Origin of the sequence: Streptomyces sp. NBC_00285, assembly GCF_036174265.1 — a bacterium.
Lineage (GTDB): Bacteria > Actinomycetota > Actinomycetes > Streptomycetales > Streptomycetaceae > Streptomyces.
The window spans coordinates 10,082,584-10,101,169 of the sequence record NZ_CP108055.1; the positions used below are offsets into that span (position 1 = coordinate 10,082,584).

The 18,586-nt window shown below is 69.2% G+C and carries 17 protein-coding genes; 11 read left to right on the forward strand and 6 right to left on the reverse strand.

Going from position 1 to position 18,586, the window contains the following annotated elements; all coding sequences use genetic code 11:
• Positions 1–65 precede the first annotated feature (65 nt).
• Both OHT57_RS46075 and OHT57_RS46080 read left to right on the forward strand, forming a co-directional pair.
• Positions 66–659: a TIGR03086 family metal-binding protein gene (locus OHT57_RS46075; RefSeq protein ID WP_328752945.1), complete on the forward strand. Its 594-nt coding sequence runs from the start codon at positions 66–68 to the stop codon at positions 657–659.
• A 53-nt stretch (positions 660–712) separates the two neighbouring features.
• Positions 713–1,138 carry a hypothetical protein gene (locus OHT57_RS46080; protein WP_328752946.1) on the forward strand — a complete coding sequence of 142 codons (426 nt, stop codon included), beginning with the start codon at positions 713–715 and terminating at the stop codon, positions 1,136–1,138.
• A 533-nt stretch (positions 1,139–1,671) separates the two neighbouring features.
• Here the strand turns inward: OHT57_RS46080 and OHT57_RS46085 are convergent.
• Together OHT57_RS46085 and OHT57_RS46090 are read right to left on the reverse strand one after the other, a co-directional pair.
• Complete coding sequence (locus OHT57_RS46085) at positions 1,672–4,263, reverse strand: ABC transporter substrate-binding protein (RefSeq protein WP_328752947.1); 2,592 nt, start codon at positions 4,261–4,263, stop codon at positions 1,672–1,674.
• Between the two features lie 315 nt (positions 4,264–4,578).
• Entirely contained in the window at positions 4,579–4,734 is a 156-nt protein-coding gene (locus OHT57_RS46090; RefSeq protein WP_328752948.1) for a hypothetical protein, read from the reverse strand.
• Positions 4,735–4,866: 132 nt separating this feature from the next.
• Between OHT57_RS46090 and OHT57_RS46095 the strand changes: the two genes are divergently transcribed.
• The 9 genes from OHT57_RS46095 (at position 4,867) to OHT57_RS46140 (ending at position 13,206) form a co-directional block, all read left to right on the forward strand.
• Positions 4,867–5,343, forward strand: a complete 477-nt coding sequence (locus OHT57_RS46095) for an IS3 family transposase (RefSeq protein ID WP_328752949.1) — start codon at positions 4,867–4,869, stop codon at positions 5,341–5,343.
• A gap of 175 nt (positions 5,344–5,518) precedes the next feature.
• Positions 5,519–6,346 (forward strand): helix-turn-helix transcriptional regulator, encoded by an 828-nt coding sequence (locus OHT57_RS46100; protein ID WP_328752950.1) that lies wholly within the window; start codon positions 5,519–5,521, stop codon positions 6,344–6,346.
• Positions 6,347–6,462: 116 nt separating this feature from the next.
• Positions 6,463–7,401 (forward strand): NADP-dependent oxidoreductase, encoded by a 939-nt coding sequence (locus OHT57_RS46105; protein WP_328752951.1) that lies wholly within the window; start codon positions 6,463–6,465, stop codon positions 7,399–7,401.
• Positions 7,402–7,780: 379 nt separating this feature from the next.
• Positions 7,781–8,419, forward strand: coding sequence for an isochorismatase family protein (locus OHT57_RS46110; protein WP_328752952.1), 639 nt, complete (start codon positions 7,781–7,783; stop codon positions 8,417–8,419).
• A 153-nt stretch (positions 8,420–8,572) separates the two neighbouring features.
• Positions 8,573–9,400 carry a helix-turn-helix transcriptional regulator gene (locus tag OHT57_RS46115; protein WP_328752953.1) on the forward strand — a complete coding sequence of 276 codons (828 nt, stop codon included), beginning with the start codon at positions 8,573–8,575 and terminating at the stop codon, positions 9,398–9,400.
• A gap of 257 nt (positions 9,401–9,657) precedes the next feature.
• A complete protein-coding gene (locus tag OHT57_RS46120) occupies positions 9,658–10,608 on the forward strand; it encodes an alpha/beta hydrolase (RefSeq protein ID WP_328752954.1) in 951 nt (316 codons plus the stop codon).
• Between the two features lie 212 nt (positions 10,609–10,820).
• Positions 10,821–11,351 carry an SRPBCC family protein gene (locus OHT57_RS46130; RefSeq protein ID WP_328752955.1) on the forward strand — a complete coding sequence of 177 codons (531 nt, stop codon included), beginning with the start codon at positions 10,821–10,823 and terminating at the stop codon, positions 11,349–11,351.
• 130 nt (positions 11,352–11,481) lie between these two features.
• The gene (locus tag OHT57_RS46135; RefSeq protein WP_328752956.1) at positions 11,482–12,396 is read left to right on the forward strand and encodes an NADP-dependent oxidoreductase; all 915 of its coding nucleotides are present in this window, start codon (positions 11,482–11,484) and stop codon (positions 12,394–12,396) included.
• A 342-nt stretch (positions 12,397–12,738) separates the two neighbouring features.
• Positions 12,739–13,206 (forward strand): cupin domain-containing protein, encoded by a 468-nt coding sequence (locus tag OHT57_RS46140; RefSeq protein ID WP_328752957.1) that lies wholly within the window; start codon positions 12,739–12,741, stop codon positions 13,204–13,206.
• A gap of 234 nt (positions 13,207–13,440) precedes the next feature.
• On the opposite strand, the gene OHT57_RS46145 is transcribed toward OHT57_RS46140, so the two are convergent.
• The 4 genes from OHT57_RS46145 to OHT57_RS46160 all read right to left on the reverse strand — a co-directional run bounded on the left by OHT57_RS46145 (position 13,441) and on the right by OHT57_RS46160 (position 18,553).
• On the reverse strand, positions 13,441–16,392 hold the full coding sequence (locus OHT57_RS46145; protein WP_328752958.1) for an aminotransferase: 2,952 nt from the start codon (positions 16,390–16,392) through the stop codon (positions 13,441–13,443).
• 42 nt (positions 16,393–16,434) lie between these two features.
• On the reverse strand, positions 16,435–16,617 hold the full coding sequence (locus tag OHT57_RS46150; protein ID WP_328752959.1) for a hypothetical protein: 183 nt from the start codon (positions 16,615–16,617) through the stop codon (positions 16,435–16,437).
• Positions 16,618–17,103: 486 nt separating this feature from the next.
• Positions 17,104–17,544, reverse strand: coding sequence for an Lrp/AsnC family transcriptional regulator (locus OHT57_RS46155; protein ID WP_328752960.1), 441 nt, complete (start codon positions 17,542–17,544; stop codon positions 17,104–17,106).
• 397 nt (positions 17,545–17,941) lie between these two features.
• A complete protein-coding gene (locus OHT57_RS46160) occupies positions 17,942–18,553 on the reverse strand; it encodes a TetR/AcrR family transcriptional regulator (RefSeq protein WP_328752961.1) in 612 nt (203 codons plus the stop codon).
• Positions 18,554–18,586: the final 33 nt, after the last annotated feature.

The window sequence follows — 18,586 nt, forward strand, 5'->3', positions numbered from 1 at the left end:
GGCTCAATCACTTGGCAGCTTATTGGCTCTGGAGCTGAGCCGCTGTGGGATTTTAGGCTCCTGCCATGGACATTCGACGACTGGACCGCCAGGCGCTGTTGCTGACCGGGGAGGTGGTCTCCCGGGTGAAGACCGACCACTTGAGGTGGGCGACGCCGTGCGTGGACTGGACTCTGTACGGCCTGCTTCGCCATCTGGTCAGCCAGAACGAGGGGTTCGCCGCCTCCGCCCGCGGCGCGGGCGAGCCGTGGGCCGTGTGGCGCGACGGCGACCTCGGTGATGACCCGGCCGGAGCGTATGAGGCGTCGGTCGGCGAGGTCACCGCGGCGTTCGCGGAAGACGACGTGCTGGAGCGGCGGTTCGTGCTGCCGGAGGTGGGCGAGGGCTTCGCTGTCCCCGGACGGACAGCGATCGGCTTCCACCTGCTCGACTACGTGGCGCACGCCTGGGACGTCGCGGTGACGATCGGTGCCCCGTGGGAGCCCGCCGCCGAACTCACCGCCGCCGCGTTGCGCGTCGCCTCCCTGGTCCCGGACGAGGGTCGCGGGGCCGGTGCCGCGTTCCGCCGACGGATCGCTGTCCCCGACGACGCCCCGCCGGGCGACCGGTTGCTCGCCCTGCTCGGGCGCGACCCGTCCTGGAAGCCGGCGCCATGCTGAGGAGCCGCTGGTGCCAGGGTCCGGCCGGGGACTCCCTTGACGACCGTGTCGCGGTGCATGGCGTCAGCGTCGACAGCGCCATGTGCGGTGGCCGGAGCGGGCCGCTGATCGTCAGCGTCACCGACTTCACCAGCGACAACTACCGGGACCTGCCCGGCATCGCGCGTCGCGGCTTCGCGCTGCGGCGCCGCTGGCCGCATCTCGACGGCGCGGTCGGCATGTGGCTGTGGTCCGCGCCCTTGGCCCGGCGCTGCGGATCGGTCTCGGTGTGGACCGGGCGGCGGGCCCTGGCGGGGTTCGTACGCCTGCCGGAGCATGTCGCGATCATGGATGCGTACCGCGAGCGAGGTACGACCAGGTCGGTGATCCGGGAGTACGAGAACGTCGACGCGGCGCGGATCTGGCGGGACGCGGAGGCGTGGCTGACGTCGGACGATCGCTGCCGTGCCGCGCGGGAGGCACCACGGCAAAGCGGTTGACAACGGGTTCTCAGCTCAAGGGCCAGGAGCACTTGAAGCAGCTCATCGACGTGTCCCGGCTGCGCATGGCGCGGCGCCGTACCGGTTGGCGAAGCCGCCGCCGGTCCGTCGCCGCTTGCGGCACTACCCCGGCGGCTGGCCCAACCCGTGGCGGGCCGCGCGGCTGCCCTGCCACTGCCGGAGGCGGGGGTGACCGCGCGGGAGAGGACCGCCGTGGTCAGCGTTTGACGCGGTTGCGGACGGCGAGGCCCAGGAGGACGGGTTCGGCCAGGCGCGAGGTCATCACGCTGTAGTGCGGGCGGTGGTCAGGTCCTGGCCGGAGGAGCGGAACACCACCGAGTCGAGGGTGATGTTCAGGGCCTTCTCGAAGCGCTCGCCGGTGAACCGGTCGTCAAGCCAACGCCCTTGGCCTGACCGTCCGCTTCGAACCCGTAGGGGCAGCTTGATCCCATCTGTCGGGCTGACCTTCAGACGTCAATTTCGGGCCGGACCCGAGCGTAGCCTCGCTCGCCCACTGACGCCGTGGAGCCGTGTCAGCCGAACGGTGCTGCCGCTCCTTTGCGGGGGCAGGGGAAGGTGTCCGGTGCGGTGCCCCACGTCCTGCGGTTTTGCCGGTCGGGCAGGATGCCGCAGTTGAGCAGCGTGGTCGTGGCGCCGTCCGGTTGGGTGATCTCGCGGATGTAGACGGCCTTGTCGGGCGGGTACTTGTTCTTGGCGTCCAGGCGCAGTACGCCCGAGGCGCCGGGGTACTGGGACACGCCGTGGGCGGTGAGCCACAGGTAGATGTCGTTGGGCTGGACGTCGGGGGAGGCCGGCAGCAGGTTTTCGATGACCTTGGAGACGATGCCGACGGTGTCGAAGCCGCCGGCCGCGTCGGCGTCGGCGCTCAGGTGCCCGAAGACGGCCGCGAAGTCCTGGGTGAACTGGGCGTAGGGGTCGCGGGGGTCGGAGGTGGGGGCGTTCGCCGTCTCGTAGAACAGCGTCATGTACGGGTAGGCGCGTGCCGTCCGGGCGGGATCGAGCTGGAAGTCGATGGGGGCGCTCTCGGCGATCAGCGGGATGGTCGTGCCCTGGGCCGGCTGGCACTGCCCGCCGGCGCTCTGCATGGCGTTGAGGAGGCTGGGCAGCACGCCCGACCGTGCGAGGTAGACGACGATGCCGTGGGTGGCGGAGACCTTGTTGCACACGTCGGTGGCGATGCTGTCCGGTGTGGTGGCTCCGGGTTTCTCGCTGTAGGTGATCTCCTCGATGCCGCCGTAGGGCTGGTAGGCGTGGAGGAAGACGTTCCTGAGGTCCGTGCTGAAGGAGGGATCGGTCGGGTCGTAGACGACGACGGCGTGCGGCCGACTCCCGGTGAGGCGGTGGATCTCGGGGGAGTGGCGGATGAAGTCGGCGAAGACGGGGCCCAGGCGCGTGTTGGGGGCGGAGATCTGGAAGTAGCGCTGCGGCGAGTCGGGTCCGACCATGGTGCTGCCGGATACGCCGTTGGCGACGACCGGGATGCTGGCCCGGTCGAGTTCCTGGACCGCCCGCAGCGACTGGCGGCGGCTCTGGGTGATGCCGATGACCGCGGCGATGTGGTCCTCACGCTGCCGGTCGATGATCATCTGTGCGACGTCCGGGTCCTTGGGCGCCTTGTCGTTGCGGGCGCCGTACTGGAAGTACTGGCCGGTGTTGGCGATGAGCAGGCGGACGGGCATCTTGTTCTGGCGGACGCCGGCGTTCAGCCGGTGCTGCTCGGCGATCGCGCCGCGCAGGATCTGCAGGCCGAGCGGCGGATCGTCGTAGACACCCTTTTGCAGGCTGAGCGGCGCGAGGAAGACAAGGGTGCGGTACCGCCCGGCGGGGATCCGGGCGTTCTCCTTGGCGACCTGGCGTTCCAGCTCCCGGAGTTCCTTGCCGGGGTCTCCGGGCACGGCGAGATCGCACTGTTCGCCGTCGGTGACCCCCACACGTTCACCCGTGGGCACCGTGACGCACGAGGGCGGTTCGGGACGTGCTGTGCCCGGCCAGAGCGAGACGGGGAGCAGGTAGAAAGCCGCGGTCGCCAGGGCCAGGACCGGCAGCACCGAGGGACGCACCCAGTCGAGGAAGTGGTCCTTGCGGACCGTGATCCCGCTGCCCTTCTCGATCTTGTTCCTTGCGGTGCCCTCCGTGTCGTCCTCAGCCGGCAGCGCGACGAGACGTACGGGTTCGGCGTTGTCCTCGCTGAGGACGGCGAACACCTTGTCGGCGATGCCGTTCGGCCGGTCGAGGTCGGCGCCGAGCGGGACGGCGTAGTCCGGCGGCGGGCCCGCGCAGCCCGCGAGCACCAGCAGGGGCCGGGACGGATGGTCACCGGCCAGTTCCGCGAACGTGCCCAGCAGAGCCCGGCCGGGTCCGTCCACCGCGTCGATCTCCGGGATGAGGACGACGAAGGACCAGCGCCGCCGGGCCCACAGATGGCTCAGCCGGGACCTGCGCCGGGTCGCTGCGCGCAGGTCGGTGAGAAGAGCGCGCAGCAGAATCCGCCGCACGCGCGGGTCCTCACGGTCCAGTTCGCCCTCCCGGCAGAAGGACAGGGCGGCGTCCAGGAAGGTGGCGGTACGGCATTCGTCCGCCACCCACCTCAGCCCCCAGCGGCGCAGGAACCAGCGGTAGAACAGCTTGGGAACCCCGACGACCGCGGCGGCGACGATTCCCTGCAGCCAGCCGGTCAGAACACGCTGTCCCAGGAAGTCCGCCATGTGCCCGCCGACCCGCAGGGACCATCGTCGCTTCAACAGTTCCGCGTAGAGCGCGTCGACGATGGGCTGCTGCTGCGACTGGAGGTCTCCCGTGCCGCGCTCCGACTCCAGTACGGCCCGGCAGGTGTGGAAGGCCCGCAGCCGAAGGCGCCCTGACGGCATGGTTTGCTGAAACCTCAGCGCCATCCGGTCGATCGCCGCGAGGAAGCCGCCGCTCAGTTCAGCGTCGTCGACGAGCGCGTGCGCCATCCGGCCGTGCGCGTTGCCGTGGCCTGCCAGCCGGTGCTGGTACTCCCGGATGAGGTAGGCAGGCCATCGCGGATCACCGCCGTCCTGCCTGCCGAGCACCAGGGCGGGCACTCTCTCGGCCCCGGACCGCCTGGCCGCGAACGTGTCCAACTGGCGTACCAGACGATCCGACCACCGGGGATAGGCCGGTGTCGTATCCGACGGGGCGGGAGAGTTGGGCACACAGGCCTCCCGGGAAGAAGTAGGGAGGTCAACATGCCACGCGCATACGGTCGGCAACTGGTCTGTGTCCGCCAGTGGCTCTTACTGCCTGGTCCGGATCATTTCGGCGCCGGCGGATGGCAGCACCTCGTTACGGAATGTCTTCTTTGCCGTCTTGCTTCACACGTCTCGCGTGTGCACGAAAGGTGCCTCGAAGACACAAAAGGTGGGGGGCGTGGGGCGGTTGCCCCCTCTCCCTCGGCGTTACTGGCGGAGCATGTCGCGCCACCGCAGGGCGCCCCCGCCCTCACCTGCCGCACTACCGGACCACGCCTCCCACGCCGACCTCGACGGGGCGAGGGCGGAGACCGCAAGCCCCGCGGCGAGCACGCCCTTGGTCTTGCTGAGGAATGTCTTCATGCTGGTCGAAAGCCCTTCAGAGGTTCCCTGCACCGTCGAGGCCGACGGTCTACGACAGATCCTCACGGCCGGTGAGTTGTCCAGCCATCCCCTGGCGATGGGTATGTCTTCCAGGCCCTTCGGCAAGAGGGCGTGATCTTCCGCGATCCCACCCGCGGCCTCGTCTTCGCCGGGATCAACAACACCTCGCCCCTGCGCAGCGATGCCGGCCTGCGTGCGACCCGCTTCGGAGTCGGGCCCGACTGCCGGGTGCTCGGCTGGTCCGAGTCGGCCTACCACGCCCACAGGAAGCGGCCGAAGTCCGCGCGCCGGCTCCGTGACAAGCAGCTCATGCCGCTGATCCAGCAAGTTCACGCCGAGTCGGGCGGCAGCACCTATGGGGGCCGGCGGAGCACCCGTGCGCTGCGGCGCAAGGGCATCGGCGTGGCCCGCTGCACCATCGAGCGGCTGATGGTGGTGCTGGGCCTGGAGAGCGTGAGCCGCGGACAGCGGCGGCGGACCACCGTGTCGGAGCCGTCGGTGCCCCGCCCGCCGGACCTGGCAGTACGCCTGAAACAAGATCACCGGAGGCTGCGAAACGCGGGGCAGCGCACCCTGCCGCTCCGGTAGGTCTCGAGCCAGTGGTCCGGGTGTTGGGGACGGTGCCCGTCCGGCAGGCAGATGCGCAGGCCCGGGCGGGCCGACTGAAGCCCAGCCAGGGACAACTTGTCCGCGGTTAAAGTCGGCCTTCATCTAATTTTCGGTTCGCGCCAGGATGGGGGTGTCGAACAGAGGAGGTCGGACGATGGACCGGGTGTTGCTGGCGGATTTTCTTCGCGCGCGTCGTGAGGTGTTGCAGCCGGAGGATGTCGGGCTTCCTCGTGGGCAGCGGCGCCGTACTGGTGGGTTGCGGCGCGAGGAGGTGGCGGCGCTGGCCGGTATGTCGGCCGACTACTACAGCCGGATCGAGCAGCAGCGTGGTCCGGCGCCCTCGGAGCGGATGCTTGTCGCGCTCGCCCGGGCGTTGCGGCTCAGCCTGAGCGAGCGTGACCATCTTTTCGTCCTCGGCGGGATCGCGGCGCCCCGGCGGATCGTGCGTGATGATCATGTTGGGCCGACGATGATGCGGATCGTCACCGGCCTCTCGGACGTGCCCGCCATCGTGCTGTCACGGTTCGGTGAGGCGTTGCTGCAGACGCGTCCGGCGGTTGCGCTGCTCGGTGACTTCACTCGGTACTCGGGGCTGTCCCGGTATCTGGTCTACCGCTGGTTCACTCATGACCCGCAGGTCCGCGGCCTGTATCCGGTGGAGGATCATTCGCTGCGGGGCAGGGTGTTCGCCGCGGAGATCCGGGACGCGTACACGGCGGACCCCACGGGTAGGGCCGGTGAGATCGTCGCGGCTCTGCTCGATGTCAGTCCCGAGTTCGCGGAGGTCTGGCGGTTGCATGAGGTGGGGGTGACTCATCACCACGACCTCAAGCGTTACCTGCACCCCGAGCTGGGTGAACTGGAGCTCTACTCCGAGATGCTGATAGATCCCGAGCAGTGCCAGCAGCTGCTGGTGTTCACCGCCACGCCCGGCTCCCCGAGCCATCGCAAGCTCCAGCTCCTGGCCGCTGTCGCCCCTTAGCGGTTTTCGGCTCCCTCACACCCCTGAGCGTCGTTTCGAAGTCGAAGCGTGCTCCAACCACAACTGATTCAAATCTGAATCAGTTCGTTCCCGCATTGTGAAAGCTGAGGCATGCCATGAAGGCAGTGCGTTTCCACAAGTACGGCACCCCGGACGTCCTGCGCTACGAGGAGGTGGAACAGCCGGTCCCCGGCATCGGAGAGGTGCGGATCCGGGTGGCTGCGACATCGTTCAACCCGGTCGACGGCAACATCCGTGCCGGCTTCATGCAGGGCCCCATCCCGGTGGCTCTGCCTCACACCCCCGGCATCGACGTCGCCGGCACGGTCGACGCGCTGGGCGAGGGCGCGGACGGCGTCGAGGTCGGTGACCGGGTGGTCGGCTTCCTGCCGATGACCGGCGCCGGCGCGGCCGCGGAATACGTCCTCGCACCGGCTGGGATCCTGACGCCGGCACCCACGAGCATTCCGCTGGCCGACGCCGGCGGACTGCCGTTGGTCGGCCTCACCGCCTGGCAGGCCCTCTTCGACCACGCCGGGCTGACCGCCGGCCAGCGCGTGCTGGTCAACGGCGCGGGTGGCGCGGTCGGCGGCTACGCCGTGCAGCTGGCCAAGCACGCCGGCGCCTACGTGATCGCCACGGCCGGGCCGCGCAGCAGCGAGCGTGTCAAGGCGGCTGGCGCCGATGAGGTTCTCGGTCACGGCCTTCCCGAACTGGCTGAGCCGGTCGACGTGGTGCTCAACCTCGCGCCGGTCGATCCGGCGCAGCTGGCCGCGCTGGCCGGTGTGGTCCGCGACGGCGGTGTCGTGGTGAACACGACGGTGTGGATGCCCGCTCCGTCCGACGAGGAACGTGGCGTGCGCGGCATCGACCTGTTCGTCAACAGCGACGCTGCCCAGCTGGCGCAACTGGTGACGCTGGTCGACTCCGGCGAGCTGCGTGTCGACATCGCCCGGCGGGTGCCACTGGTCGACCTGCCGGCTCTGCATGCCGAAGCCGCCGCGGGCCCGATCTCCGGAAAGGTCATCGTCCTTCCCCCCGCCGCACTCGTCTAGGCAGCGTCGCCCCTCACAGCGTGCTGCCGCCGGCTTGTTCCCTGCGTGCGACGCAGCCCTGGGACGTTCGGACGGGCCCGGCGGCTCTGGTCATCGAGATGATGACCAGTTGTTCCTTCGACGGACAGGCCCGCATCATCAGGCCGTGGGTGAGCCGGCCTGCCGGGCGATCTCCCGGATGATGGCGCGGCTGTCACCGTGTTCGGCGCACGCGGAGCGTCCGGCCTTCACGATGGCCGCCTCACTCGCATCAGGATGCTGTCGTTCTCTGATCCGGCTCTCCGCACTCATCGACCCGGCGCACAGCGGTTATCGACAACGCTGAATCCACTCATGCCGCGACGGTCATCAGTGCCGTCGCCAGCCATCGGAGCACCTCGTGAACCTCGAACCACTGACCCCCGAGAACACCACGGTCGTCCTGGTGGACCACGCCGTCGGATTCGCCAACCTGCTGCGGTCGCACGACACGGCGGAGCACATCAACAACGTGGTCGGACTGGCAAAGACAGCCTTGTGGTACGGAAGCGGCCTGGTCGTGACCAACGGCCGACCCGACAAGCCGTCCGGACCGCTCTACCCGCAACTGAAGGAGACGATCGGGGACCACCCCGTGGTCGAGCGGGGCGGCAACTTCAACGGCTTTCTGGACGCGGACTTCGCACGAGCGGTACGCGAGACCGGGCGCCGCAAGCTCGCCATCGCGGGGGTGTCCACCGAGGGATGCGTCCTGCAGACCGTGCTGGGCGCGCTGCGCGAGGACTACGAGGTCTACCTGGTCGTGGATGCCACAGCGAGTCTGACAGCCGAGACCCACGCCGTCGCGGTCGAGCGCATGGTGCGGGCCGGCGTCTCCCCGGTCACCTGGTTCTCCCTGGCCGGGGAGTTCACCGTGGACCACCGGTCCGCGACCGCACCCCACTTCCAGCGGCTGATGCGCGAGCACGTGCCGACCATGGCCATGGGTGTCCAGTCCTACCTGTCCGCCCTCCAGCAGACTGGGCCGAGTTCGGCATGAGGCATGCCGCCCGGGGGCGGATGAGGGCCGTCCGGCTGTCCCTGTGCGCCGCTGTCGGCCCAGCCACGGACAACTCGTCCCCTGATGAAGTGGCCCTTCATCCGCTCTCCCGTCCGCGCCAGGATGGGGGTGTCGAACAGAGGAGGTCGGACGATGGACCGGGTGTTGCTGGCGGATTTTCTCCGCGCGCGTCGTGAGGTGTTGCAGCCGGAGGATGTCGGGCTTCCTCGCGGACAGCGGCGCCGCACTGGTGGGTTGCGGCGCGAGGAGGTGGCGACGCTGGCCGGCATGTCGGCCGACTACTACAGCCGGATCGAGCAGCAGCGTGGTCCGGCGCCCTCGGAACGGATGCTTGTCGCGCTCGCCCGGGCGTTGCGGCTCAGCCTGAACGAGCGCGACCACCTCTTCGTCCTCGGCGGCATCGCGGCGCCCCGGCGGATCATACGAGATGATCATGTCGGCCCCACCATGATGCGGATCGTCGGCGGCCTCCTGAACGTGCCGGCGATGTTGATGTCGCGCTTCGGTGAAACGCTCCTGCAGACACCTCCGGCGGTCGCACTGCTCGGTGACTTCACCCGCCACTCGGGCCTGTCCCGGTACCTGGTCTACCGCTGGTTCACCGGCGATCCGCAGGTCCGTGGCCTGTATCCGGTGGAGGATCATCCGCTGCGGGGCAGGGCGTTCGCCGCGGAGATCCGGGACGCCTACACGGCCGATCCCACGGGTAGGGCCGGTGAGATCGTCGCGGCTCTGCTCGATGTCAGTCCCGAGTTCGCGGAGGTCTGGCGGTTGCACGAGGTGGGGGTGACCCACCACCACGACCTCAAGCGTTACCTGCACCCCGAGCTGGGTGAACTGGAGCTCTACTCCGAGATGCTGATAGATCCCGAGCAGTGCCAGCAGCTGCTGGTCTTCACCGCCGTACCCGGTTCCCCCAGCCGGGGCAAGCTGCAGATGCTGTTCGCCGTCGGTCCTTAGCGGCAGTCGCCGCCCTCTCACCCTGTGATGCCGCTTCGAAAGCGGAGTGTCCTCACCAGGCGTTTCAAAACTGAAGCATATTGCGTGGAGCGTGTCGCGTCTCCCCATCGGCGGCCGAGCCGGCGCGGGACTCCAGAGGGTCAGGTCTGCTGAGCCGCCCAACGGCAAACCCTCGCCTGCCGAACCCGGAACCCCTGGGCCCGCTGATTCCACGAATGACCAGATCAGACCAACCCAGCCAAGAAGGCAGGACAGCCATGTCACTCAGTCTCGACCCCGAGTTCGCCCAGGTTTTCGCCCCCATGGCCGAGTCCATGACGGGCGCCACCCCTCCGCCCGTCGGCGACGTTGCCGCGCGCCGCGCCATGTGGGAACCGATCATCGGTGCCGCCTCGGCGGCCCAGCCGGTCCCGGCCGACGTCACGACCACCGAGTACTACGCCACCGCCGACGACGGCACGAAGATCACCATGCGCTGGTACGCCAAGACGGACGCCCTTGCCGGTCCGGCCGCGTTGTTCTTCCACGGCGGCGGTTACATCTTCGGCCACATCGATCTGTTCGACGGCCCCGTTGCCCGCTACAGCTCCGCCAGTGGCGTGCCGATGCTGTCGGTCGAGTACCGCCGGGCCCCCGAACACCCCTTCCCCACACCGGTCGAGGACGGGTACACCGCCCTGCGCTGGCTGCACGAGCACGCCGGCGAGCTGGGTGTCGACCCCGCGCGGATCGGTGTGATGGGCGACAGTGCCGGAGGCGGACTGGCCGCGGCGCTGTCGATCCTCACCCGGGAGCGCGGCGGTCCGGCGATCGCCCGGCAGATCCTGCTCATGCCGATGCTCGACGACCGCACCACCACGCCCGACCCGCACATCGAGCCCTACCTGCTGTGGTCCTACGACGACAGCCGCACCGCGTGGCCGGCCCTGCTCGGCGACGCCGCGGGCGGGCCCGACGTACCCGCCACGGCCGCCCCGGCCCGCCTCAAGGACGCGACCGGTCTGCCTCCCGCCTACATCGAGGTCGGCCAACTCGACGCCTTCCGCGACGAGGACCTCGCCTACGCCCTCAAACTCAGCCGGGCCGGCGTCCCCGTGGAGTTCCACCTCCACCCCGGTGTCCCGCACGAGTTCGACTCCATCGCCTTCACTACCGATGTCGCCCGCCGCGCCATCGCCGACCGCGTACGCGCCCTCACCTCCCTCTAGCCCTTTCCCCGCCCTTCGGCCTGCGGTCCCCCTGCAGCAGAAAGCGGTCTGGCCGATGTCGTCTCGGTCGGCGCCACGGCACTGGCCAACCCCGACCTGCCCACCGCCTCCGCACGGACGACCCGCTCCACGAGCCCGACCCCGTCACCTTCCACGGCGGCGACCACCCCGGCTACACCGACTACCCCACCACCACCACGGAGAGCAGAACCATGACCACACTCCTCATCGGCCCAGCCGACAAGACCGTCACCATCACCGTCCAGCAGCGGACCCGCACGGCACCCCAGGACGCCTTCCGCATCCTGGTGCCCATCGACCTCCCCACCGTCTTCCGCCCGGTGGTTCCGTTCCCCGGCATCAGCAGCGTAAAGAACCAGACCGAGGCCTGGGACCACGCGGGATCGCGAAGAAACCCGCAGTTCGACGACGGTTCCCAGGCCGACGAAGAACTCACCGAGTACGTAGCGGGCTCCAGCTTCGCCTACCAGCTGACCGGCTTCACCAATGTCCTCTCCCGCCTTGCGGCCGGTATACGGGGCGAGTTCAACGTCAACCCTGACGGTGCCGGCGCACTCATCCGCTGGACCTACGAGTTCAAGCCGCTGCCCGGCCGCCGCTGGATCCTGGCCGGTCCCTTCGCCCCGCTCTGGCGCCGCTACATGGTCGCCGCCCTCGACCTGTGCGTCCACGTCATCGAAACGAAGGACAACAGCGAGCAGGTGCAGCTCCGGGCCGGGTGACGGCCCGAAACAGCGCCACCAGAGTTCCAACCCAGTCGTTCCGACCCCGGTGGCAGGGCCGGAAAAGCCCCACAGCAGACGTCCTGGTCCGGCTGGTCCGGCGGATCAACTCATTGAAGGAGACACACTGATGAAGGCCATCGTTTTCGACACGTTCGGCGGCACCGAGGTCCTGCACGAGGCGGAAACCGAGGTTCCCGAGCCCGGTCCCGGCCAGGTGCGCGTACGTGTACAGGCTGTCGGCGTCAACCCGGTGGACGGCAAGATCCGCTCCGGGATCATGGAAGGCATCTTCCCCACCACCCTGCCCGCCGTCCCCGGTGGGGAGATTGCCGGCACCGTCGACGCCCTCGGCGAAGGCGTCGACCTGTTCAAGGTGGGCGACGAAGTGCTGGGCTGGTCCGACACCGGCGCCTACGCCCAGTACGCGCTGGCCACTGCGACCACCCTCGCCCCCAAACCGGCCGGCCTGGACTGGACGCACGCGGCCGCCCTGCCCGTGGCGAGCGACGGCGCAGATCGGGTCCTGGACCTGCTCGACGTCAAAACCGGCGAGACCCTGCTGATCCACGGCGCGTCCGGCGCGCTGGGCACCGTCGCCGTCCAGCTCGCCGTCGCCCGCGGTGCCCGCGTCATCGGCACCGCCGGCCCGGCCAACCAGGAGTACGTGACCTCGCTCGGCGCGACCGCGCTGGTCTATGGAGAGGGTCTGGTCGAGCGGGTGCGTGCGCTCGCCCCAGGCGGCGTGGACGCGGTGCTCGACGCCGCGGGCAAGGGCGCGCTGGAGGACTCCATCAGCCTGCGCGGCGGCACCGACCGGATCGTCACCACCGCCGACTTCCGCGCCCGCGAACTCGGTGTCGTCTTCGCCGAGGGCCCGGCGCGGCGCTCGGCCACCCGGCTGGCCGAACTGGCCCGGCAGGCCACCGCCGGCACACTGATGACCACGGTCGGCGCGACCTACCCGCTTGCCGACGCGGCCAAGGCGCAGCAGGCCAGCGACGCCGGCCACAGCCGTGGGAAGCTCGTCCTCACCGTCGGCTGACCTCCTCCCGCGGGGGCCGGCCCCGCATGGCCGCCTGCACCGAGCTGGTCAACTCCCTCTCCAGTCAGTCCGTATCCACGCGATATGCGGATACGTGGTGTGCGGCCCACACCGTCCCCTGCTCCGCCCATCTCGCTCCTGTGTCCCTCCCTCCCTGGAGGTGAACGCCCGCTTCACACGGTGTGCGGTCTCACCCAACTCACAGCACCAGCAGTCACGTTCAGGCCTGCGAGTCAGAGCACCGGGATTCGCTCCGGGGGACGTATCCCGACCCCTTGCCCCGCTTCGCAGGAGTCCGATTCCGCCCCGGCCTGAAGGCCGGAATTTCCCTGGAGGTCTGCGATGACCATGGCCTATCTGGCGCAGCCCGATCAGCAGCAGAAGCTCGAATGGCTCGATGGGGGAACGTTCTCCGTGCTGCTCGACAAGGAAGCCACCGAGGGCAAGCTGACTGTGGGCCGCTTCGATGTCGCCAAGGGCGAAGCCCCGCCGTTCCACCTGCACACCCGCGAGGACGAGGTGTTCATGCTGATCAAGGGCACGGCCCTGGTGTGGTCCGGGGAGGAGGAACACGAGCTGCGCGAAGGCGGGATCGTCTACCTGCCCCGCAAAGTCCCGCACGGCTATCGCGTCACCTCCGACCGCGCCGACCTTCTGATGATCGCCACGCCCGGCGGCATCGAGGGAATGTTCCGCCACGCCGGACGCGACCTCACCACCCCGCGCCCCGACGGTTTCGAAATCCCCAAGTCCCTCCTGGCGGAAGCATCCGAACTCTACGGCGGCGTCATCCTCGGCCCGCCGCGCTGAACCGCTCACGGACCCGAGCGCCCGTACCGGGACAGCCGCCCCGAATGCCTCCTGCTCCTGAAGGCGCTGCCTCCGGGACGACAGCGGGTCCGTTCCCTTCCCCACCTGCGACCACCGCCGGCCGGCGTCGAGCGCCGGTTGCTCAGGAGACCTTCATGCCACTGCCTGTTGACCTGGTGCCACCGCTGATCGGTGCCTCAGGACAGCCGCCGACAGGTATGTCCGTACGGTGTGTCACCATCCGTGAGTGAGTACGTCGTCGAGGGCGTCGACGAAGACGTCGGCGCTCGTCGTGGTCAGGCACAGCGGTGGCTTGATCTTCAGGACGCACATCCGGTCCGAAGTCGGCTGCATCAGCACGCCCAGCTCTCGTAGCCGTTCGCAGATGGCGGCTGTCTCCTCGGTCGCCGGCTCCCGTGTCTCGTGGTCTCTGACGAACTCGACGCCCAGATACAGGCCACTGCCGTGGACGGCGCCGATCAGCGGGTGCTTGTCGGCGAGTCGCAGCAGCCGCGTTCGCAGGTGTGCGCCGACCGTGCGGGCGTTGTCCTGGAGGCCTTCGTCGCGGAGCACGTCGAGCACGGTCAGTCCGACCACCGAACTGACCGGGCTGCCGCCGGCCGATGAGAAGAAGTAGCCCTGCGAACGGTAGGCGTCGGCGATCTCGCGTCGGGTGATCACCGCCCCCAGGGGGTGGCCGTTGCCCATCGCCTTGGCGACAGCGACGATGTCCGGTTCGACGCCCTGCTGCTCGAAGCCCCAGAAGTGGGAGCCCAGCCGACCGTAGCCGACCTGCACCTCGTCGGCGATGCAGAGACCGCCGGATTCCCGGGTGGCGGCGTAGACCTGCTCGAGGTAGCCGTCGGGCAGAGCCATTCCGCCGGCGTTGCCGTAGTAGGGCTCGCACACGAACGCCGCCGGCGGGCGTCCGGACCTGACCAGGTCGGCGATCACGGCCGCGGCCTCGGGGCCGTAGAGGTGCGCCTCAACGCCGCGGTGCCGGCCGCGGTAGCTGTTCGGTGTGGGGACTGTGTGCACCCATGCGGGGCGGGTGGCCAAGGCGTTCGGGTTGTCGGCCGTCGAGGTGGAGATGGCGTCACCGGCGTAGGTCCAGCCGTGGTAGGCCTCCTCAACGGCGACGACATCGCGCCTCCCGGTAGTGGCCCAGGCCAGCCGCAGTGCCAGATCCACGGCCTCGGAGCCGCTGTTGACGAGGAAGACGGTGTCGAGTCCGTCCGGCAGGAGCGCGCTCAGCCGCTCCGACAGGTCCACGACCGAGGCGTAGTGGAAACGGGAGTTGGTGTTGAGCCGCTGCCACTGCCGGTGCACTGCTTCAACCAGTCGCGGGTGACCGTGGCCCAGGACGGTCACGTTGTTGAGCATGTCCAGGTAGCTGCGCCCGCGGGTGTCCACCAGGTGGTGCTGCCAGCCTCGCTCGATCTGCGGAGGCGTTTCGAAGTAGTGCTCCTGCACGGTGGCGAAAGACATCACTCGACGTTCCAGCAGGACGCTCTCAGGTTCCGTGAGTGTGTCCGCCACGGGGCGGTCCGCGCGGGGGAGGATCAGGCCGGTGGGATCGGGGCACATCGCCAGCCAGCCCACGTCCAGCCCTGGCGGAGTGAAGCGTGGTGCAATTCCCGTGCCGAGCCGGGACAGTTGCACATCCAAGCGATACCGGCCGCCCTGTGCGGCGACGGTGCCCAACTGCTGACCGGATACGGCCTCTCCTCCGTCGATGACTGCGACAGCCGGGTTGATGCCGTCGAGCACCAGGTGCAGCCCCCCGGCGGTCAGGGTCACTCCGTGCTCGGCGTGCCGGGTGACCGTGCCGACCCACGGCGCGTGGACAGCGAGCGGCCTGGTGAGGTGCACCTCCACGCCGAGCGCGAGCGTGGCGCTCTGCTCTGTGTTGTCGACCCGTGTGCGGGTGAGACGGCACTCTCCGTGCCGGGTCAGCACTGCCGTGCCGCCCGAGGCGAGTGCCCGTGCGACCACAGCGGATTCCGCGTCGGGATCGAGCCAGCCGCCGCCGTGCAGCGCGTCGCTGGTGGCGGACAGGTCGAGCACCGTTGCTTCGGAGGGAAGTTCGGGGAGAAGAGGGTGGCTCGAGGTCGGCGGATCGCTGTGCGGGGCGGGTTCGCCGATCACCTGCCGGAAGTGGGCCGCCATCACCTCGGCCGGTACCGAGGCACCGGCCTCGAACATGGCCCACTCACGGTCAAGGGCCGCCGTGGCGTAGCCGTTGTCGGGGTTCTGCAGTGCGGCGTGCTGCCCGCATACCACCAGCACGCAGCCGCGCAGCACGACAAGGGGCCACAGCACGTCCAGCTCGTCTCCGACGAGCGGCCGTACGGCGTGGAACGCGCGGATCGCGGAAAGCACCGACGCCGGTGTGGCTCCGTGATGATGCAGGACGGAAGTGCAGGCGACCGCCAGCTCGGCCACGGCCCAGCTGTGTGTGAGATCTCCGAAGTCGATCACCCCGACCGGTATGGGGCGGCCGTCCGGGTCCGTCCGGCACACCACGTTGTTGTCGGCCACATCGCCGTGAATGACCTGTATGGGAAGCCGCGCGGCACGCCGCTCCACGAGTGGTTGTGCCGCGCGGGCGGCTCGCAGCACACGCTCGGCCCTTCGCTGGTCGACCATGTGCGGGGCCAGGGCCTCGACGACTTCGAGGGCGTTGCGCAGGTCCCACAGCATGGGCCTGTCCGGAGTCGGTATGTCGAGGCCTTCCAGGGCCGCGGTGATGCGTCCGGCCAGCTCTCCCAGCCGCGCCACCACCCGCGGAGCCAGATAGCGGCTGTCCATGATGGGTTCACCGGGAACAAAGTCGAGCAATTGGCAGTCGTAGTCCTGGCCGTCCACGGAGACGGTCTGGATGTGCTCCCCGTCGACTCCAACCCGGGCCCGCGGTAGCCGCAGCTCCGGGAGCGCCCGGGCGAGGCGCTCGGTGGCTTCGGACTGCGCCCTCAGAACCGCGCGGTCGATGACCGGGTTGAAGACCTTGAAGACGTACCCGTGCTCATCCGGACCGGTGCGCACCCGGAAGTTGCGGTCGTGGTTGCTGCCCAGATCTTCGAGTGTTCCCTCGATGCCGAATCGCTCCGTGAGGAGGGCTGCGGCCTGCTCCTCCTCGATTGCGACCATCGGCGCCACCAGCCACTCGGCAGAGGAGATGCCCATCGATTTCTCCGTTCATCAGTTGGTTGACCCGCGACAGCCCGGTCATTGCGGATCGGTGAGCGTGATCAGGCAGAGGTGATGCAGGGCGGCGGGCCCCGCCATCGCGCGGATCACCAAAGTGGGTTCAAAGAACAATGAGTTGGAGGTCAGCAGTGGCGTCGAGGTTTTCCTCGCCGCCTCAGTCCGCCGCCACACAGTCCACGGATGCCTCACCTGGGTGTGCACCGCGGTACTCCTGGCCCTCGGCGGGACTGCGGCGGACGATCTCGTGGTGCCCATCGGCGTTCGGCGGCCCGGCACGGTTCGGCGACGTCAAAGGCTGCGCCGCATGGCCGCCAGTTGGGCCGGGGAGAGGCGTTCGGGCTCGTACTGCTCCATGCGCGTGCCGGCCTTTCGGGAGGGGCGGCCTGGTCAGGGCCCATGGCGGCGATCGGTCTCCCGGGCGGGGCGGACTGTTCCCGACGGTGTGGCGGGCTATCGGTGCCCGAAGATCGTGCGGTGCCAGTCCCTGCGGCCAGGCGGTGTTGTCGAACATGACGTGCTTGTTCGGCGGCGGCCATGCCATGCCTGGCACACGTGTGCGGCGATTGCCGATCTCGACTGTGGCCTCAGGCCGACACCAGCCGCTCACGTACTGCGGGGGGCCTGGGCAGGCTGTCCCTTCCGGGTGCCGTCTGCGAGGGGGCGCGGAAACGGTGATCACGGCGCTTCTCAGCCGACGTTCCAGAAGAACCGGTGGGTGTGAATCCCGAAGTAGGGGAAGCTCTCCACCTTTGTCACGCCCTCGGTGGGACGCACGACGTCGTTGACGAAGTCCAGCAGGTCACGCGGATGGCGACAGACGGCCTCAGCGAACAGGTCGAAGGTGCCGGCGGTCAGCACGGCGTAGACGACCTCGTCGTGGCGTGAGAGTTCGTCGGCCACCGCTCGCGGATCGCCGTCGACGCGGAGCCCGAGCAGGGCCATGGCCTGCCCGCCCATCGCCATCGGGTCGGTGACGCCGACGACTTGCACCGCCTTGGTGTCGATCAGCCGCTGCAGCCGTTGCCGAGCGGCCGACGCCGACAGGCCGACCTTCGGGCCGAGATCGGCGTAGGGAATGCGACCGTCGGTCTGCAGTTCGCGCAGGATGGCCCGATCGATGTCGTCCACAAGGACACCTCCTAGGTGCGCAAGCAGCTAAGCATGCAATCGATTCACGCGCAATGTGTGCAGAACGCTGTCGATTTCTTCGCCGTGAGGATCGAATCAATCGTTCGGGTCGTGGAAGCCACGTGGCACCGGGACATGGAACCTGCCTCGTCGGCAGCCCCGCCGAAGCCCCGGCCAGGAGGCGCTGCCAGGCCCCGGTGACCGACTGGCCACTCACGCTCGGCGCACGACCTGGCGGCTCCGGGCGGGATCGTCATGTCCTCCATACGTTCCGGCCCGGCAGTTGACGCGGAAGCAGACCGCTTCGAAGGCAGGCAGCCCTGCTCGCCGAGCGAGCCGGGCTGCCGGATGTTCTGGATCGACACGGGCCGCGCTCGACCGGCCTTTCGGGCGTCCCTCAGTGGTTGAGCAGGTCACGAAAGCCGGTGAGCAGGGCACGCAGGCCGATGTCGAAGGCTTGTGCGGCCCGACTGTGGTCAGTGGGTGTGTGGTCGAGGGCGGTGCTGAGGTGCGGAGTGGCGTCGCGGGCGACGTCGGAAAGCATCACGGGGGGCGCCACGAGGTCGAGGGCGGAGCCGAGGACGAAGCTCTCCAGGGCGGTGATCACTGGCATGACCCGGTGCGCGGGGAAACCGCCTGCGATGAGGAGTTCGGCGACCTTCTCGTACATCGTGTGCATGAAGGGTTCGGCGAGTGGTGCTGTGGCGAGGAGAGGGACCGCTCCCGGGTGGGCGGCGAAGGCGGAGAGGTAGGTGCGTGCCCAGTCCTCCAGACCGCTTTCCCAGGGTTGTGACCAGTCCTCGTCGCCACCGGTCGTGAGCACGAGTTCCTCGCGCATGAGGGAGATGATCTCGTCCCGCCCGGACACGTGGTGGTAGAGCGCGGAGGGGGCCACACCGAGAGCCTTGGCGAGGGCGGGGATGGTCAGAGTGCCGCTCTCGTCCGCCAGTCGCAGTGCTGCGGCACCGATGCGCCGACGGTCGAGCAGGGGGGTGCGTGGCCGTCCCACGGTCGCTCCTCGCTGTTGTGTCGCGGGTCCGCG